This is a genomic window from Aciditerrimonas ferrireducens, assembly GCF_023130475.1.
Lineage (GTDB): Bacteria > Actinomycetota > Acidimicrobiia > Acidimicrobiales > UBA8190 > Aciditerrimonas > Aciditerrimonas ferrireducens.
The window spans coordinates 43,172-59,517 of sequence record NZ_JAKHEX010000003.1; the positions used below are offsets into that span (position 1 = coordinate 43,172).

Here is a 16,346-nt window from a genome sequence, read left to right on the forward strand (position 1 = left end):
CCACCAGGCAGGCCGGCTCGTCGAGCGGGGACCGCCGGCCGTCTCGACACGCCCTCTGGCTCGCGCTCGCCCGTCCAGCCGGTTCAGGCGGGAGCGGTCTGTTGGAGCACGATGCCGTTGCCGTCGGGATCGTCGAAGGTCACGAACCGCCCCCACGGCTGGGTCTGGATCCCCCCTTCGATGACGACACCTTTGGCCACCAGGTCGGCCACGTCGCCCTCGAGGTCGTCGGTCTCGAGGACGAGGCCTTTCACCGATCCTGCCGGCATCGTCGGGAACCACGTGACAAGACTGATCGACGTTGCAGCACCCTTCGGCGCGACCTGGACCCAGCGGGCATCGGTCCCCATCGGGTTGTCCCGGACGAGGTCGAACCCGAGGACGTCCACGTAGAAGGCCCGGGCGCGGTCCTGGTCGCTGACCGGCAGCGAGAGCAGCTGGACGTGCGTGATGGCCACTGGCGGAGCATAGACACCGGGCCGTCCTCCGGTCGCTGGCGCCGGATGCCCCGGGCTCCCCGAGCCCCGGCCCCCAGGGACCCGCCCTGCCTCAGGACCCGGCCCGCTCGGGGGGGAACGGGCCGGCCCGCCCGAGGGCCGAGGCCGTCGGGTGGCCCAGAGCATCGGCCAGCCAGGTCCGGGCAGCCAGGAGGGCTGCAAGGTCAAGCCCCGTGGCCACGCCGCTGCGGGCGAAGAGGTAGGCGAGGTCCTCGGTGGCCACGTTGCCCGTCGCACCCGGGGCGAAGGGGCAGCCGCCGATCCCCCCCAGGCTGGCGTCCAGCGACGTCACCCCGGCCTGGTAGGCGGCCCAGGCGTTCGCCGTCCCGGTCCCTCGGGTGTCGTGGAAGTGGCAGCGCAGGGCCAGGCCCGGGGCGAGACGCGAGACGGCCCCGACCCGCTCGGTGACCTGGGCCGGGACGGCCACCCCGATGGTGTCGGCCAGGCAGAGCTCGTCCGGCCCGGCGGCCGCCACCGCCCCGGCCACCTCCTCCAAGCGGCCGAGGGGGACCTCTCCCTCGAAGGGGCAGCCGAAGGACGCCCCGATGGTCACCGACGTGGTGAGGCCGGCGGCCCTCGCCGCACCGAGCAGGTCCGGGAGGCGCGCCAGCGTCTCCGCGGTCCCTGCGCCCTGGTTCGCCCGGCTGAAGGTGTCGCTGGCCACCACCACCAGGTTCACTTCCTGCACCCCGGCAGCGGCGGCCCGGGCCACCCCCCGCTCGTTCACCACCAGGCCACAGAGCCGCACCTGCCCCCGGGGCCCCGGCGGGTCCTCCTGGAGCAGCCCGAGGAGCGCCTCGGCGTCCGCCATCTTCGGCACGACCTTCGGGCTCACGAAGCTCGTGACCTCCACCCGCCGGGCGCCGGCGGCCACCACCCGGCGGACCAGCTCGGCCTTCGCCTCGGTCGGCAGGTCCGCCGGGTCGTTCTGCAGACCGTCGCGGGGCGCGACCTCGACGATCTCCACCGCTGCCCCTGCCCCGCTCACGACGCCTCCCGGCGCGCGCCGCTCCCGGCTCCCTCGCCGAGCAGGCCCGAGAGGGCCTCGCCCAGGCCGATCACATCGGCGTACTTCGCCTGCAGGTCGAACAGGTTCTGCTCCTGGGTGGCCGGGTCCCGGTCGGCGACCGCCTCGGCCACCACCAGGGGCCGGAAGCCGTGCTGGAGGGCGTCGAGGGCACTGGCCCGCACGCAGCCGCTCGTGGAGAACCCGGCGAGGACCACCGTGTCGACCCCGGCCTGCACCAGGCTGCTCGCCAGGTCCGTCCCGAAGAACGCCGAGGCGTAGCGCTTCTCCACCACCGCCTCCCCGGCAGCTGGTTGGAGGCCTTCGCAGAAGGCCCCGAGGGGGCTGCCGGCCACGAAGGCCGCCAGGGCCGGCACCTTGGCGAAGAACAGCGGGGCGTCGACCGCTCCCCGGGGGTAGCGGACGGTCGGCCAGAACACCGGCCGTCCCCCGGCCCGGGCCGCCCGGAGCAGCTCGGCCATGGCGGCCACGACCCGGGGACCCTCGGCCAGGTAGAGCGGCGACCCCGGCGTGCTGTAGGCGGCGAGCGCGTCGACCAGCACGAGGGCCGGGGCCCGGCCCCAGCCCAGCCGGCCGAGGAACCCCGCCCGGGCGCTGTCCTCGGCCCGCCCGTCGGCCACCGGAGGGGCCGGTTCGGTCCGGTCGGACTCGGACTGGGCCGGTTCGGTCCGGGCCGGCACGGTGGGCTCGGCCATGCCCGTCACGACCCCTGTCGGGCGAAGGGCGGGAACTGGGGCGGTTTCGGGGTGGGCAGGCCGGTCTCGGCCAGGCAACGGGCCCGGAGCTCCTCGAGGTCCGAGAACCCCCGGTCGAAGAGGGGCAGCTCGCCCCGGTTGGCCCGGATCTCGGCCCGCAGGGCCTCGGTGGCCGGCTGGTCGACCCGGCCTTCCTCGTCGAGGACCACCCCGTAGCGCCGGGCCCCCTCCCGGGTCACGAGGCCCCGCTCGACCTCCAGGGCCACGAGCTCCGGGTCCCGCTCCAGGGGGTCGCCCCAGCCGCCCCCGCCCCAGGTCACGTAGTGCAGCAGGTCGCCCTTGTGGACCTGGACCCGGTCGCACTTGGAGGGCAACACCTCGACCGTGCCGTCGGCCCGTTCCAGCCACTTCCGGCTCCGGCCCCCCGGCAGGCCCCCGTTCACCCCCCAGGGGTAGGTGAACCAGCGGTCGTCGTGGATCGAGACCTGGCCGGGCTCCAAGAACCGGTAGGCGATGTCGATGCCGTTGCCACCCCGGTAGAGGCCCGGGCCGCCCGAGTCGGCCACCGTCTCGTACTTCTCGATGACCAGCGGGAAGTACGCCTCCAAGAACTCGTTCGGCACGTTCGTGAAGCTCGGCCAGAGCGAGTGGCCATCAGGGCCGTCCCCGGCCGGCCGTCCCGGGATGCCCCCGAAGCCGATCTGGTAGAGCTGGAACCACTCCCCGGCCCGCTCCCCCTCGGTCCAGGTCCCCGAGTACATGAGGTGCGGGGAGGACGAGAAGCCGGCGGCGCAGAGGAACTCGGGCTGCCGCTGGCCGAGCAGGCCGGTCAGGATGTCGAAGATCCGCCCGAGCCCGTGCGTCCGGCAGGAGAGCGCCGCGGGGTAGCGGGGCTTCAGCAGGGTGCCCTCGGGGATCCGGACGTCCACCAGCGGGTAGAACCCGTCGTTCCACAGGATCTGGGGGTCGAACACCGAGATCATGTAGGTCCCGAAGAACATCTTGTAGAGGGACTCGTTCAGGTAGTAGTTGATCGGACCCAGCGACTGCGGGTCGGTCCCGATGAAGTCCAGGATCAGCTTCCCCTCCTCCCGCCACATCGAGCAGTGGATCTTGTAGGGCCCGTACCCCATGCCGTCGTCGCAGACGTAGTCGGTGAAGGTCAGCACCTCGTCGGCCGGGATGGTCGTCTCGATGAGGGTCTTCATGGCGTCGTAGTTCCGCTGCAGCAACGCGTCCAGGGTGGCCAGGTAGACGTCGGTGCCGAAGCGCTCGCAGAGCTCCTGGATGCGCCGGCCGGCGTTCCGGCACGCTGCGACCAAGGCGTTCAGGTCCGAGCGGTTCCACTCCCGCATCCGGACGTTGTTCAGGGCGATCCGCAGCACGTCCTCGTCGAGGCGGCCCTTGTCGTAGAGCTTCACCGGGGGCACCAGGACCCCCTCCTCGAAGATGCTCGTGGCGTCGGTCGGCAAGGAGCCGGGCACCTTGCCCCCCACGTCGGTCATGTGGCCGAACTGGGCCGCCCAGCCCACCAACCAGCCGTCCACGTAGATCGGCAGGATGACCAGCCAGTCGTTGGCGTGGCTGATGGCCCCGCCGCAGGCGTAGGGGTCGGAGGTGAACAGCACGTCGCCCTCCTCGACCGTCCCCTCGAAGCCCTCCAGGAACGCCGGGATGGAGAGGCCGAACTGGCCGACCACCATGAGGCCCTCGGGGTTGGCGATGAGCGGGAACTCGTCGTGCTGCTCCCGGATCCCCGGCGACATGGCCGTCCGGAACAGCACGGCGTCCATCTCGGCCCGGGCGTTGCGCAGGGCGTTCTCGATGATGTCGACGGTCACCGGGTCGACCTCGGCGGCCTTCGGCAGCGGGTCGGTGCGCTGGACGATGCGGGCCATGGCGTCAGGCCTCCTCGGGTCGGATGAGCAGGGTGCCGATGCGGTCCACCTCGGCCCGGTGGCCGGGCAGGACCAGGGTGGTCGAGTCCATCTCGGTGACGACCGCCGGGCCGGGCACGACGTTGCCGGCCTTGAGCCGGGCCCGGTCGTAGAGGCCGGCCTCGTGCCAGCTGCCGTCCACCCAGATCCGCTGGCTGCCGACCCGGGCCGCCCCCGGGTCCGGGCCGCCTTCCTCCAGGACCGGGGCGGCCACCCGGGTCGGGCGGGCCTGGGCGATCGCCCGGAGGTTCACCAGCTCGTGCTCGGCTTCCAGGTCGAACAGGAACAGCCGACGGTGCTCGGCGTCGAAGCGCCGGCCGGCCTCCTCGAGGAACCGGCCCCCGGCCACCAGCTCGGGCTCCAGGTCGACCGGCACCTCGAAGCCCTGGCCGTGGTAGCGGACGTCCACCTGCCAAGCCACCGTCTGCTCGGCACGGGGCACCCCCTCGGCGTCCAAGGTGGCCCGAGCCTCCTCGGCCAGCTCGGCCAGGACGCCCGCCACCTCCTCGTCGGAGGTCTCCGAGAACCGACGGATGAAGGTCCGGGCCGCCTCGTCCCGCAGGCTGGTGGTGGCGTCCCCGTAGGCGCAGAGCACCCCCGGGGAGAGCGGCACCACCACCGGCCAGGAGCCGAGCAGGCGGGCGAGGGCGTTGGCGTGCAGGGGCCCGGCCCCGCCGAAGGCCACGAGGGCGAAGTCCCGGGGGTCGTAGCCCTGCTGGACCGAGACCAGGCGCAGGGCCCCGAACATGTTCTCGTTCACGATGTCGATGATCCCGGCGGCGGCCCGCTGGACGTCGGGCAGGCCCATGGCCTCTGCCACCTTTGCCACCGCCGCCTCGGCGGCCCCCACGTCGAGGGTCATCTCCCCGCCGATCAGCCGGGGCGGCAGGTAGCCGAGGACGACGTTCGCGTCGGTCACCGTCGGTTCGGTCCCGCCCTTGCCGTAGGCGGCGGGGCCCGGCTCCGCCCCGGCCGACTGGGGCCCGACCCGCAGGGCCCGGGTCAGCTCGGGCACGTGGGCGATCGAGCCCCCGCCGGCCCCCACCGTCCGGACGTCGACCGAGGAGGCCCGCACCGCCAGGTCGCCGACCACCGTGTCCCGGCCCACCTGGGCCCGACCGTGTTGGACCAGGCAGACGTCGGTCGAGGTGCCCCCCATGTCGAAGGTCAGCAGGTTCTCGAAGCCGGCCTGGCCCGCGGCCCAGATGGCCCCGGCCACCCCGCCGGCCGGCCCCGACATGAGCAGGTTCACCGGGGCCACCGTGGCCGCCGGGATGCTGGCCAGGCCCCCGTCGGAGCGCAGCACGTGGACCGTCGCCCCGACCCCGCCCTCGGCGAGCTTCGAGGTCAGCGAGGCGAGGTAGCGCCCCACGACCGGTCGGACGTAGCTGTTCGCCACCGTCGTGATAGTCCGCTCGTACTCCCGGATCTCCGGCAGGATCTCGCTCGAGAGCGACACCGGCACCCCGGGGAGCACCTCGGCGGCCAGCTCGCCCAGGCGCCGCTCGTGGGCCGGGTTGGCGAAGGCGTTCACCAGGGCGATGGTGAGGGCCTCGACCCCCTGGCGGGCCAGGTGGGCCAGGGCGGCCCGGGCCGCCTCCTCGTCGAGCGGCCGCAGGACCTCGCCCCGGCTGCTCATCCGCTCGGGCACCTCCACGGTGTCCTCCAGCCGGGCGAGCGGCGTGGGCTTCGGCCAGGTGATCCAGCCCCCGAGGCCCCCGGGCACGTAGGACCGGGCGACCTGGAGGACCTGGCGGAACCCGGCGGTGGTCACCAGGCCGACCCGGGCGCCCCGGCCCTCCAAGATGGCGTTCGTGGCCACGGTCGTCCCGTGCAGCACCCGGCCGATCGCCCCCGGTTCGACCCCGGCGAGCTGACAGACCTTCCGGATGCCCTCCAGGACCCCCTCGGACTGGTCGGCCGGGGTGCTCGGGGTCTTCGCCCGCCAGGTCACCCCGCTCTCCTCGTCCATCAGGAGGACGTCGGTGAAGGTGCCCCCCACGTCCACCCCCAGCTGGTAGCCCACCGTTCCCTCCTTCTCCTCGCCGCCTCGCAGACCGCCCTGACTCAGATCACGCCGGCCTTCGCCAGCTCGGCCAGCTCGCTCGCCGAAAGGCCCAGCAGTCCCCCCCAGACCTCCTCGTTGTGCTCCCCCAGGGCCGGTGCCAGCGAACGGGCCCGCCCCGGGGTCGCCGAGAGGCGCGGGAACGGGGCCGGCATGGGGAACGAGCCGAGCAGCGGGTGGGCCAGCCGGACGATGGCCTCCCGGGCCGCGTAGTGGGGGTCGGCCAGCATGTCCTTCGCCTGGTAGACCCGGCCGGCGGGCACCCCGGCCTCGTGCAGTCGGGCCAGCAGCTCCTCGGCCGGCAGGGTGGCCGCCCAGGCCCCCACGATGCCGTCCAGCTCCTCCTGGTGCGCCGCCCTGGCCGAGTTCGTCTCGTAGCGCGGGTCCTCGGCCAGCGCCGGTCGGCCCATCACCTCGGCCAGCCGGGCAAAGACCGTGTCCCGGTTCGCGGCGATCAGCACCTCCTCGCCGTCCGCCGTCCGGTACGCGTTCGAGGGCACCGCCCCGGGCAGGACCGAGCCGGTCCGCTGCCGCTGGTAGCCGGCCAGCTCCCACTCGGCGACCTCCGCTTCCATGAGGGCGAAGACCGCCTCGTAGATGGCCGAGTCCACCACCTGGCCCCGCCCGGTCCGCTCCCGGGCCCAGAGGGCCAGCAAGGTCCCGAGGCAGGCGAAGGTGGCGGCCAAGGAGTCCCCGAGCGAGATCCCGACCCGGGCCGGGGGCCGGTCCGGTTCGCCGGTCAGGAACCGAGCCGGGGGTTCAGCGCCCAGAGGTCCTCGGGGCCCAGCCCCCAGCGCTCCAAGGTGCCCGGCCGGAAGTTCTCCAGCAGCACGTCGGCCTTCGCCGCCAGGCGCCGCACCAGGTCCCGTCCCTCCTCCCGGCGCAGGTCGGCGGTCACCGACTTCTTGTTCCGCCCGATGATCGGCCAGTGCAGCGAGAGGCCCTGGACCTTCACCTGGCCCCACTCCCGCATCGGGTCGCCCCGACCCGGGTCCTCCACCTTGATCACCTCGCCGCCGAAGTCCCCGAGCAGCTGGCCGCAGAACGGCCCGGCGATGAGCGACCCGAGCTCCACCACCCGCACCCCGGCCAACGGGCCACCGGGGGCGGGCCGTTCCGGCTGGGCATCCGGCTGGTCGGTCACTGCGCCACTCCTTTCGCCACCGCCCGGCCCGCCAAGATGTGGGTCCGCATGACCGCCTCGGCCCACTCGGGGTCCCCGGCGGCAATCGCCTCCACCACCTCCTCGTGGTGCCGGCAGCTCCGGCGCAGCTGGTCCGCCGAGTACCCGTGGAAGGTCCGCTCCACGAGGGCCCGCTGGACCACCGCCTCGACCACCGAGGCCAGCCGCCGGTTCCCGGCGACCTCCAGCACCTTGGCGTGGAACCGGTTGTTCAGGTCCGTGACCGCCTCCAGACCGGCGCACGGGTCGGCCAGGAACGCCTCGGCCGCCTCCCGCATCTCCTCGCAGAGGGCGGCCAGCTTCGCCACGTCGTCGGCCCCGGCCCGCTGGGCGGCGAGCGCGGCGGCGTGGCTCTCCAGCTCGACCCGCAGGGAGAAGATCTCGTCGACCTCCTCGGCCTCGAACCGGGCCACCCGCGCCCCCCGCCGGGCCTCCAGCTCCACCAGCCCCTCGGCCGCCAGCCGGCGCAGCGCTTCGCGGACCGGTGTGCGGCTCACCCCGATCTCCTTCGCCACCTGCTCCTCCCGCACCGGCTCCCCGCCCCGCAGGCGCCCCGAGGCGATGGCCTCCCGCACCACCAGGTAGGCCCGGTCCGCCGCGCTCCGGCCGGGCCGCTTCGCCCCCGCTCCCCCCTGCTGCTCGCCGGGCACCCCCCCAGGGCCCATCATGTATGCAGGATTACCCCTAAGTGGGCAGATTGTCCAGAGTGCCTGCCAGTTTCGTATGCAATTGGTCTGACCGGCGCCGGCGGGCCACGGGTCGTCGCCCCATCCTCGGGGCAGCCTGGCGGCGGGGCCGCCGGCCGGCCACGGGTCGTCGCCGGCGGCGATACTGAGGTCGTGGGGCACGAAGCGTCGGAGGGGACGTCGAACCCGCCGGACCGGCCCGAGGGCGCCGAGGAGGTGCTCTGGGTCCGGCCCATGACCCTCGAAGAGGCGCCCCTGCGGATCGACTACTTCCTGGGCGCCTCCGACGACTACTTGCGGCTCCTCGGGGTGGACCGGGCCAAGCTCCCGACCCGGGAGGCGTGGCTGGCCCGCTACGAGGACGACCTGGCCAAGGCACCCCAGGAGCGGGACACCTACTCGATCGTCTGGCTCCTCGGGGAACGCATCGTGGGGTTCAGCACCGCCGACCGCATCCAGCCGGGCCAGGAAGCCTTCCTGCATCTCCACGTGCTCGACCCCGGCCGCCGACGCCAGGGCCTCGGCTCGCGCTTCGTGCGCCTGAGCGCCGAGCACTACCGCGAGGTCCTCGGCGTCCCCCGCCTCTACAGCCAGCCGAACGCCCTCAACGTGGCCCCGAACCGGGCCCTCCAGCGAGCAGGTTTCCGCTACCTCTGGACCAAGGAGTGCGTCCCCGGGCCGATCAACTTCCGCCAGGCCGTGACCCGCTGGGTCTGGGAGGCGCGGTGAGGGACGCGGCTGGCTCGGGATCGTGGGGTGCCGGGGTCTCCTCGAGGAGGCGCTGGGCGAGCGCGCTGGCGGCGGCGGTGACGACGTCCCGGTCGAAAGTGAGGACGTAGTCGAAGGTCCGTTGCGCCAGGGGCGCGTCCTTCGGCGGGCCGTCGCCCCGTTCCCGGGCGGCGAGCAGCGCAGCGTACTGCGGGCCGAGCGCGCAGACCGTCCACTCCCGGGCTAGGGGATCCTCGGCGGCCAGCGGACCGGCCCGGACACCCGTTGGCGGGTCCGCCAGGCCGACGCCGAGCGCGCCGACCAGGCTGAGGTCTCGGGCGAGTCGCCCGTAGTGCGACCGGACCGCTTCGGGGAACCGCTCGGTTCGCTGGAAGTTGGCCAGCAACAAGCCAAAAGGTCCGAGGCTTGCGGCTTCTTGCTCCAGGAAGCGGCTGATGCCGTAGACCACCGAGCCCGGCGCCTCCACGAGCGCGTGGCCTTCGCTGGCCAGCGCGAAGGGACCGGCCTGGGCCGAAGCGCCGTGTCGCCGAACGCTGCGGTAGCGCCGCAGGCGGAGGGGAGCCCGGGGTCGGGGCGGCGCCGTCAGCGGTCCGGGCCGCCCGAAGTGCCACCCCTGGGCGAAGGCGGCGCCGCGGGCCTGGGCGAGACGGACGTGCTCCTCGGTCTCTACCCCTTCGGCCAGCAGGACCGCCCCCGACCGCTCGGCGTAGGCCATGGCGCCGCAGACCACCGCAGCGTGCCACGGGCTGCAGATCCGCTGCTGGGTCACGGCGAGGTCCAGCTTCACGACCTCGGGTCGCACGAGGTCCAGCAGGGCCACCGATCGGGGATCGACCCCGAGGTCGTCGAGGGCCACCCACCAGCCGTAGCGCCGCACCTCGTCGACGAGGCGGAGCAGCTCCGCCGGGCGGGCCGTGAGAGCCCGCTCCGTCAGTTCGATGACCACCTGGAGCCGCTCCCGGGCTCGGTCGAGGACCTCGAGGAACCCGAGGGGGGCCTCTGCGGTCAGCACCTCGGGCTCCACGTTCACGAAAAGCACGAGCGGCCGCTCGAACCCGGCCCCGAGGGCCCCCTCCACCGCCGCGACTCGGCACGCCCAGTCCAGCTCGGCGAGCCGGCCGAACCGGCGTGCGGCGCCGAACAGCGCGTCGGGGGTCGCCAGCGGGCTGTCCTCGGGTCCCCGGGCCAGGGCCTCGTAGGCCACGGTCTCCCCCGTGGCGAGCCGAACGATCGGCTGGTACACGGACCGCACCAGGCAGTCCCGCAGGACCCGGTCCAGCTCCTGTCGCACCGAGTCGTCGGTCGCGCCAGGAGAGCCCACAGACGGAGGGTTCATCAGGGGAGTCCTCGACCGGTCGGCCGACAGACTTGAACGTGCAGGCCCTGCACCCGAGGCTCGCCCCTTGGCTCCGGGGGAGAGACTCGAACTCTCAACCTAGCGGTTAACAGCCGCTTGCTCTGCCAGTTGAGCTACCCCGGAATCCCTGCTCGGCCGGCCCCGCTGGCCCGTGGGGGCCCCGCCTGGCCGGCCGGCGCCTCACCCTAGCCGACCGCTCAGGCCTCCTCCAGGAAGTCCCGGAGGGGCTGGGCGGCGTTCGGGTGCCGGAGCTTCGCCAGGGTCTTCGCCTCGATCTGGCGGATCCGTTCCCGCGTCACCCCGAAGGCCCGGCCGACCTCCTCGAGGGTCCGCATCCGGCCGTCGTGGAGGCCGAAGCGCAGCTCCATGACCTCCCGCTCCCGCTCCGGCAGGCAGGCCAAAGCGGCGCGGACCGCGGCGTGGAGCATGACCCGGGCGGCCGCGTCGTCGGGCACCTCGGCCCCCTGGTCCTCGATGAGGTCCGAGAGGGAGAAGTCGTCCTCCTCCCCCATGGGCTGCTCGAGGGAGATGGTGTCCTGGTTGATCCGCTGGATCTCCCGGACCCGCTCGGCGGGGAACTCGACCCGGGCGGCGATCTCCTCGACGGTCGGCTCCCGGCCCAGCTCCTGGAGGAGCTGGCGCTGGACCCGGACCACCTTGTTGATCGTCTCGACCATGTGGACCGGGATCCGGATGGTCCGGCCCTGGTCCGCCAGGGCCCGGGTGATGGCCTGGCGGATCCACCAGGTGGCGTAGGTGGAGAACTTGAAGCCCTTCGTGTAGTCGAACTTCTCCACCGCCCGCATCAGGCCCAGGTTCCCCTCCTGGATGAGGTCCAAGAAGGCCAGGCCCCGGTTGCGGTAGCGCTTGGCGATGGAGACCACCAGGCGGAGGTTGGCCTCGATGAGGGCCTCCTTCGCCTGCTGGCCCCGCCGCACCGCCTGGGCCAGCCGGGCCCGCTCCTCGGCGCTCGCCCCGCCCTCGCCCCGCTCCAAGGCGGCCAGCCGCTCGGCGGCCTGGTGGCCAGCCTCGATCCGCCGGGCCAGCTCCACCTCGAGCTGGCCGGTGAGCAGGGGCACCTTGCCGATCTCCCGCAGGTAGGTGTGGACCGGGTCCGCCCCGCTGTCCGCCGGCTGGGCCCGCCCCCGCCCCCGGGGGTGCTGCCGGGCCATGAGCTCGTCCTCGGGCTCGGCCTCCGCCCGCCGGCCCCGCCCGCCGCCGGGTCGGCCGTGGGCGCTCCGCCCGCCCTTGGGGGCCGCCGTCGCCCCGTGCCCGGGCCCGCCGGCCAGCGGCGCGTCCCCGAGGCCCAGGGGGGCGTCCTCGCCGGGGAGGGCTGCGGGCCGGAGCTCGCCGGCCACCTCGTCCACGTAGGCCACCCCGGCGGCCCGCACCGCGGCCACGACCTGGTCGATGAGCTCGTGGCTCAGCTCCACGTCCCGCAGGACGTCGATCAGGTCGGCCTGCGAGAGGTAGCCGCGTTGGCGGCCCACCTCGATCAGCCGATCGAAGGCCCCCTCGGCCACCCCCGGCGGTGCCAGCGTCGGGGGAGGACCGACCGACCCATCGGGATCGCTCATCCGTCCTCCTCGCCCCTCCCGGCCAGCCAGGCTACCAACCCCTCGACCGCCTCCCGGTCGGCCGGCTGCTCGTCCAGGCGCTCCAGGGTGCTGCGGACCTGGTTGGCCTCCTGGGCCAGCTCGGCGGCCCGCTCGGGGCTCCGTCGGGCCTCGGCCTCGAGGGCCCGAAGCGCCCGCTGGACGGCCACCCGGACCAGCTGGGCCACGACGTCGTCGACCTCGGCCACCGGCTCCTCGACCGCCAGGCGCCGCAGCAGGGCCGCCGCCGCCGGGTCGGTCTCCTCGGCCAGCCCGATGGCCTCGTGGAGGTCCTCGGCGGCCAATAGCGCCCCGAGGACCTGCCGCTGGGTCGGGTCGGCGAACAGGCAGGGGTCCAGCCGGTCCCCGACCGCCTCGGGCCGGTGCACGGCCAACCGCAGGGCCTCCAGCCCGGCCCGTGCCTCCCCGGCCGGCGCACGGCGGCTCCGCTCAGGTCCCCGGGGCCCCGGAGGCGCCTCCTGCTGGGACCCGAACGTCCCGGGTCGCCCGTCACCGGGTCGCCCGTCCCGGCCCCCAGGCACGAGGGCCTCCCCGGGCCGGGGGCCCTCGGTCCTGGCCCCCCGGGGCAGGCGGGCCAGGAGGGGCCGGAGCTGCTCGGGGTCGAGCCGGCAGCGGTCGGCCACCGCCACGAGGTACTGGTCCTGCACCAAGGGGTCGGGGTGCTCGGCCACCACTACAAGGGCGGCCTCGGCGGCCTTCGCCCGGCCTTCGGGCTCCCGCAGGTCGAAGGCCCCGAGGACCCGGTCGACCTGGACCCGGAGCAGGGGCCGGGCCTCGTCGACGGCGCGACGCAAGGCCTCGGGATCGGCCCGGGCCAGCTCGGCCGGGTCGGCACCCTCGGGCAGCTCGGCCACCGCCACGTCCACCTGGTGGGTCCGCTCCCACTGGTAGACCCGGGCGGCGCCGGCCTGCCCGGCCCGGTCCGCGTCGAAGCAGAGCACGATGCGCTTCGCGAAGTTCGCCAGGAGCCGCAGGTGCTCCTCGGCGAGGGCCGTCCCGCAGGTGGCCACCGCCTCCTCGACCCCGGCCAGCTGGCAGCCGATGACGTCGGTGTAGCCCTCGCAGACCACCACCCGGCCCCGGGCCACCACCGCCTGCTTCGCCCAGGACAGGCCGTAGAGGGTGCGGCGCTTCTTGTAGAGCGGCCCTTCCGGCGAGTTCTTGTACTTCGGCCCCGGGGCCCCCGGGAGGACCCGCCCCCCCAGGGCGATGGGCTGGCCGGAGGGGTCCAGGATCGGGAAGACCACCCGGCCCCGCAGCCCGTCTTGCTGGCGGCCCCGGCGGTTCACGAACCCGAGGCCCGCGCCGACGAAGACCTCGTCGGGCACCCGCAGGGCCCGGGCCAGGGCGTCGAACTCGTCGGGGGCCCAGCCCAGCTGGTAGCGGCGGACCACCGCCCCGTCGTAGCCCCGGGAGCGCAGGTAGGCCCGGGCCGGCCCGGCGTCGGGCCCCTCGAGGAGCCGCTGGTGGTAGAAGGCCACCGCCCGGGTCAGCGCGTCGAGCAGCGCGGCCCGGGCCGGGCCCCGGCTGCCCTGCTCGTCGCGGTCATCGGGCAGGGCCACCCCGGCCTTCGCCGCCAGGCGCCGCACCGCCTCGACGAAGTCGCAGCCCTCGGTGGCCCGCACGAAGCTGATGGCGTCCCCCGAGGCGTGGCAGCCGAAGCAGTAGTAGAGGCCGGCCTCGGCGTTCACCGAGAACGACGGGGTCCGCTCCTCGTGGAACGGGCAGCGGCCCACGAACCGCCGCCCCTGGCGCCGCAGGGCGGTGTGGGCCCCGACGAGGGCCACGAGGTCGGTGCGCGCCCGGACCTCGGCGATGACCTCCTCCGGGATGGCCACGACCCGGCCCCGGGCCCCGGCGCCGGCTCAGGCCGGGACGCCGGCGGGACCCTCGTCCTTCACGACCCCGAGGGCCAAGAGGGCCTGGGCGGCCGCCAGGCGGGCCACCGGCACCCGGAACGGGGAGCAGCTCACGTAGTCCACCCCCGCCCCGGCGAACACCTCGATGGAGGCCGGGTCGCCCCCGTGCTCCCCGCAGACCCCCAGCTTCAGGTCCGGCCGGTGAGCCCGGCCCCGCTCGCAGGCCAGGCGGACCAGCTCCCCGACCCCCTCGGGGTCGACGGTCTCGAACGGGTTGGCCGGCAGCAGCCCCTTGGCCAGGTAGGCGCTCATCATGCGGCCCTCCACGTCGTCCCGGGAGAAGCCGAAGGTGAGCTGGGTCAGGTCGTTGGTCCCGAACGAGAAGAACTCGGCCACCTCGGCGATCTCCCCGGCCCGCAGGGCCGCCCGGGGGGTCTCGATCATCGTCCCGATCCGGACCTCCAGGCCGCCCGCCCCCGCCTCGGCCAGGGCCTCCTCCACCCAGCGCCGGGCCTCGGCGAGCTCCGCCTTCGCCACCGTCAAGGGGATCATGATCTCGACCACCGGCCGGCCCCCCGCCGCCACCCGGTCGGCCGCGGCCTCCATGAGGGCCCGGACCTGCATGCTGTAGAGGCCCGGCTTCAGCACCCCGAGGCGGACCCCGCGGACCCCGAGCATCGGGTTGAACTCCCGCCAGGCCTTCGCCGCGCCGTAGAGCCGCTCCTCCTCGTCGCTCAGGCCCTCGGTCGCCCGCTTGAGCTCCAACTCGGCCACGTCCGGCAGGAACTCGTGCAAGGGGGGGTCCAGGAGCCGGACGGTGACCGGCAGGCCGTCCATCTCCTCCAGGATGGCCCGGAAGTCCTCCCGCTGGACCGCCCGGAGCTCCTCCAGGGCGGCCCGCTCCTCCTCCTCGGTCTCCGCCAGGATCATCCGCCGGACCACCGGCAGGCGGTCCTCGCCGAGGAACATGTGCTCGGTCCGGCACAGCCCGATCCCCTCGGCCCCGAGGCGCCGGGCGTTGCGGGCGTCGGGGCCGTTGTCGGCGTTGGCCCGCACCGCCAGGTGCCCGGCCCGCAGCTCGTCGGCCCAGCCCAGGATGGTCTGGAGCTCGGGGGGCGGCTCGGCGGCGGTCAGGGGCACCTGGCCGAGGACCACCTGGCCGCTCGAGCCGTCGATGGAGAGCCAGTCGCCCTCCTCGACCACCGTGCCGCCGACCTCCATCCGCCGACCGCTGATCCGCAGCGCGTCGGCCCCGACGACCGCCGGCTTGCCCCAGCCCCGGGCCACCACCGCGGCGTGGGACACCAGGCCGCCCCGAGCGGTCAGGATGCCCTGGGCGGCCAGCATCCCGTGGACGTCCTCCGGGGAGGTCTCGGTCCGCACCAGGATGACCGGCTCGCCCCGGGCAGCGGCCGCCTCGGCGTCGTCGGCCGAGAAGTAGGCCCGCCCGACCGCCGCCCCCGGCGAGGCGGCCAGGCCGGTGGTGAGGACCTCGAGGTCCTGGGTGGCGAACTGGGGGTGCAGGACCTGCTCGACGTGGTCCTCGGTGATCCGCTGGATCGCCTCGGCCCGGCTGAGGGCGATGGCCGGGTCGCTGGTCATGTCGACCGCCATCCGCAAGGCGGCCCGGCCGGTCCGCTTGCCGACCCGGGTCTGGAGCATCCAGAGCTTGCCCTGCTCGATGGTGAACTCCGTGTCGCACATGTCCCGGTAGTGGCGCTCCAGGCGGGCGAAGATCTCGAGCAGCTCGGCGTGCACCTCGGGGAACAGCTCCGCCAGGGCCGAGAGGGGCAAAGTGTTGCGGATCCCGGCCACCACGTCCTCCCCTTGGGCGTTCACCAGGAAGTCCCCGTACTCGCCCTGGGCGCCGGTGTTGGGGTCCCGGGTGAAGCCCACCCCGGTGCCCGAACGGTCGTCCCGGTTCCCGAAGACCATGGCCTGGACGTTCACCGCCGTGCCCAGGTCGTGCGGGATGCCCTCGTGCTCCCGGTAGGCCCGGGCCCGGGGCCCGTTCCAGGAGCGGAAGACCGCCTCGATCGCCCCCCGGAGCTGCTCGTCGGGGTCCTGGGGGAAGGGCCGGCCGGTGGCCCGCTCGACGATCGCCTTGTAGGAGTCGCAGAGGAACCGCAGCAGGACCACCGGGACCCCGGCGTCGGCGTCGGTCCCGGCCAGCTCCTTGGCCGCCTCGAGCAGCCGGTCGAACTCCTCCCCGGGGATCTCCAGGACGATCCGGCCGTACATGGCCAGGAAGCGCCGGTAGGAGTCGTAGGCGAAGCGCTCGTCACCGGTCTGCTTCGCCAGGCCGGCCACCGAGCGGTCGTTCAGGCCGAGGTTGAGGACCGTGTCCATCATGCCCGGCATGGAGAACTTCGCGCCCGAGCGGACGCTGACCAGCAAGGGGTCCTCGGGGTCCCCGAGCCGCTTGCCCATGCGCTCCTCGAGCCGGGCCCGGGCCGCGGCGACCTCCTCGTCGAGCCCCGCCGGCCAGCCCGCTGTCAGGTAGGCCCGGCAGGCCTCGGTGGAGATGGTGAAGCCCGGGGGGACCGGCAGGCCGAGGACCGAGGTCATCTCGGCCAGGTTCGCCCCCTTACCGCCGAGGAGGTCCTTCAGCTCCATCGGCGGCCGCTCGTGGCGGTGGTCGAAGTCGAAGACGTACCCCATGGCCTCTCCCCCTCGGCGGACGGACGCCCAGAGC

At 74.4% G+C, this 16,346-nt stretch carries 11 protein-coding genes, 1 tRNA gene and 1 pseudogene; 1 reads left to right on the forward strand and 12 read right to left on the reverse strand.

The features are described from left to right. Positions 1-83: 83 nt before the first annotated feature. The 7 genes and pseudogenes from Acit_RS03105 to Acit_RS03135 form a co-directional block, all read right to left on the reverse strand. Positions 84-458 (reverse strand): VOC family protein, encoded by a 375-nt coding sequence (locus Acit_RS03105; RefSeq protein WP_248105603.1) that lies wholly within the window; start codon positions 456-458, stop codon positions 84-86. Between the two features lie 91 nt (positions 459-549). Continuing rightward, entirely contained in the window at positions 550-1,485 is a 936-nt protein-coding gene (locus Acit_RS03110) for a hydroxymethylglutaryl-CoA lyase (protein WP_248105605.1), read from the reverse strand. Further along, positions 1,482-2,219, reverse strand: a complete 738-nt coding sequence (locus Acit_RS03115; protein ID WP_248105607.1) for an isochorismatase family protein — start codon at positions 2,217-2,219, stop codon at positions 1,482-1,484. The genes Acit_RS03110 and Acit_RS03115 overlap by 4 nt, the downstream gene beginning before the upstream one ends. 5 nt (positions 2,220-2,224) lie before the next feature. Then, the gene (locus Acit_RS03120) at positions 2,225-4,117 is read right to left on the reverse strand and encodes a hydantoinase B/oxoprolinase family protein (protein ID WP_282436140.1); all 1,893 of its coding nucleotides are present in this window, start codon (positions 4,115-4,117) and stop codon (positions 2,225-2,227) included. Positions 4,118-4,121: 4 nt separating this feature from the next. Beyond that, on the reverse strand, positions 4,122-6,182 hold the full coding sequence (locus Acit_RS03125; protein WP_248105609.1) for a hydantoinase/oxoprolinase family protein: 2,061 nt from the start codon (positions 6,180-6,182) through the stop codon (positions 4,122-4,124). A 41-nt stretch (positions 6,183-6,223) separates the two neighbouring features. Beyond that, positions 6,224-7,299: pseudogene (locus Acit_RS13840) on the reverse strand (CaiB/BaiF CoA transferase family protein). A gap of 62 nt (positions 7,300-7,361) precedes the next feature. After that, positions 7,362-8,072, reverse strand: a complete 711-nt coding sequence (locus tag Acit_RS03135; RefSeq protein WP_248105611.1) for a GntR family transcriptional regulator — start codon at positions 8,070-8,072, stop codon at positions 7,362-7,364. A gap of 171 nt (positions 8,073-8,243) precedes the next feature. Between Acit_RS03135 and Acit_RS03140 the strand changes: the two genes are divergently transcribed. Further along, complete coding sequence (locus Acit_RS03140; protein ID WP_248105613.1) at positions 8,244-8,819, forward strand: GNAT family N-acetyltransferase; 576 nt, start codon at positions 8,244-8,246, stop codon at positions 8,817-8,819. Here Acit_RS03140 and Acit_RS03145 read toward each other — a convergent pair. The 5 genes from Acit_RS03145 to ppdK all read right to left on the reverse strand — a co-directional run bounded on the left by Acit_RS03145 (position 8,773) and on the right by ppdK (position 16,312). Further along, positions 8,773-10,155, reverse strand: a complete 1,383-nt coding sequence (locus Acit_RS03145; protein ID WP_248105615.1) for a sensor domain-containing phosphodiesterase — start codon at positions 10,153-10,155, stop codon at positions 8,773-8,775. The genes Acit_RS03140 and Acit_RS03145 overlap by 47 nt on opposite strands. Positions 10,156-10,223: 68 nt before the next feature. Continuing rightward, positions 10,224-10,299 (reverse strand) — tRNA-Asn (locus Acit_RS03150). 74 nt (positions 10,300-10,373) lie between these two features. Continuing rightward, entirely contained in the window at positions 10,374-11,753 is a 1,380-nt protein-coding gene (rpoD, locus tag Acit_RS03155; protein WP_312709313.1) for an RNA polymerase sigma factor RpoD, read from the reverse strand. Beyond that, positions 11,750-13,630 carry a DNA primase gene (gene dnaG / locus Acit_RS03165; RefSeq protein WP_248105617.1) on the reverse strand — a complete coding sequence of 627 codons (1,881 nt, stop codon included), beginning with the start codon at positions 13,628-13,630 and terminating at the stop codon, positions 11,750-11,752. The genes rpoD and dnaG overlap by 4 nt, the downstream gene beginning before the upstream one ends. 27 nt (positions 13,631-13,657) lie before the next feature. Then, a complete protein-coding gene (gene ppdK, locus Acit_RS03170; RefSeq protein WP_248105618.1) occupies positions 13,658-16,312 on the reverse strand; it encodes a pyruvate, phosphate dikinase in 2,655 nt (884 codons plus the stop codon). Positions 16,313-16,346 lie beyond the last annotated feature (34 nt).

Bases quoted from the DNA above. Each gene is read 5' to 3' on its own strand.
- Acit_RS03115 (WP_248105607.1), bottom strand. From the start codon at position 2,219: ATGGCCGAGCCCACCGTGCCGGCCCGGACCGAACCGGCCCAGTCCGAG.
- Acit_RS03120 (WP_282436140.1), bottom strand. From the start codon at position 4,117: ATGGCCCGCATCGTCCAGCGCACCGACCCGCTGCCGAAGGCCGCCGAG.
- Acit_RS03135 (WP_248105611.1), bottom strand. From the start codon at position 8,072: ATGATGGGCCCTGGGGGGGTGCCCGGCGAGCAGCAGGGGGGAGCGGGG.
- Acit_RS03145 (WP_248105615.1), bottom strand. From the start codon at position 10,155: ATGAACCCTCCGTCTGTGGGCTCTCCTGGCGCGACCGACGACTCGGTG.
- rpoD (WP_312709313.1), bottom strand. From the start codon at position 11,753: ATGAGCGATCCCGATGGGTCGGTCGGTCCTCCCCCGACGCTGGCACCG.
- ppdK (WP_248105618.1), bottom strand. From the start codon at position 16,312: ATGGGGTACGTCTTCGACTTCGACCACCGCCACGAGCGGCCGCCGATG.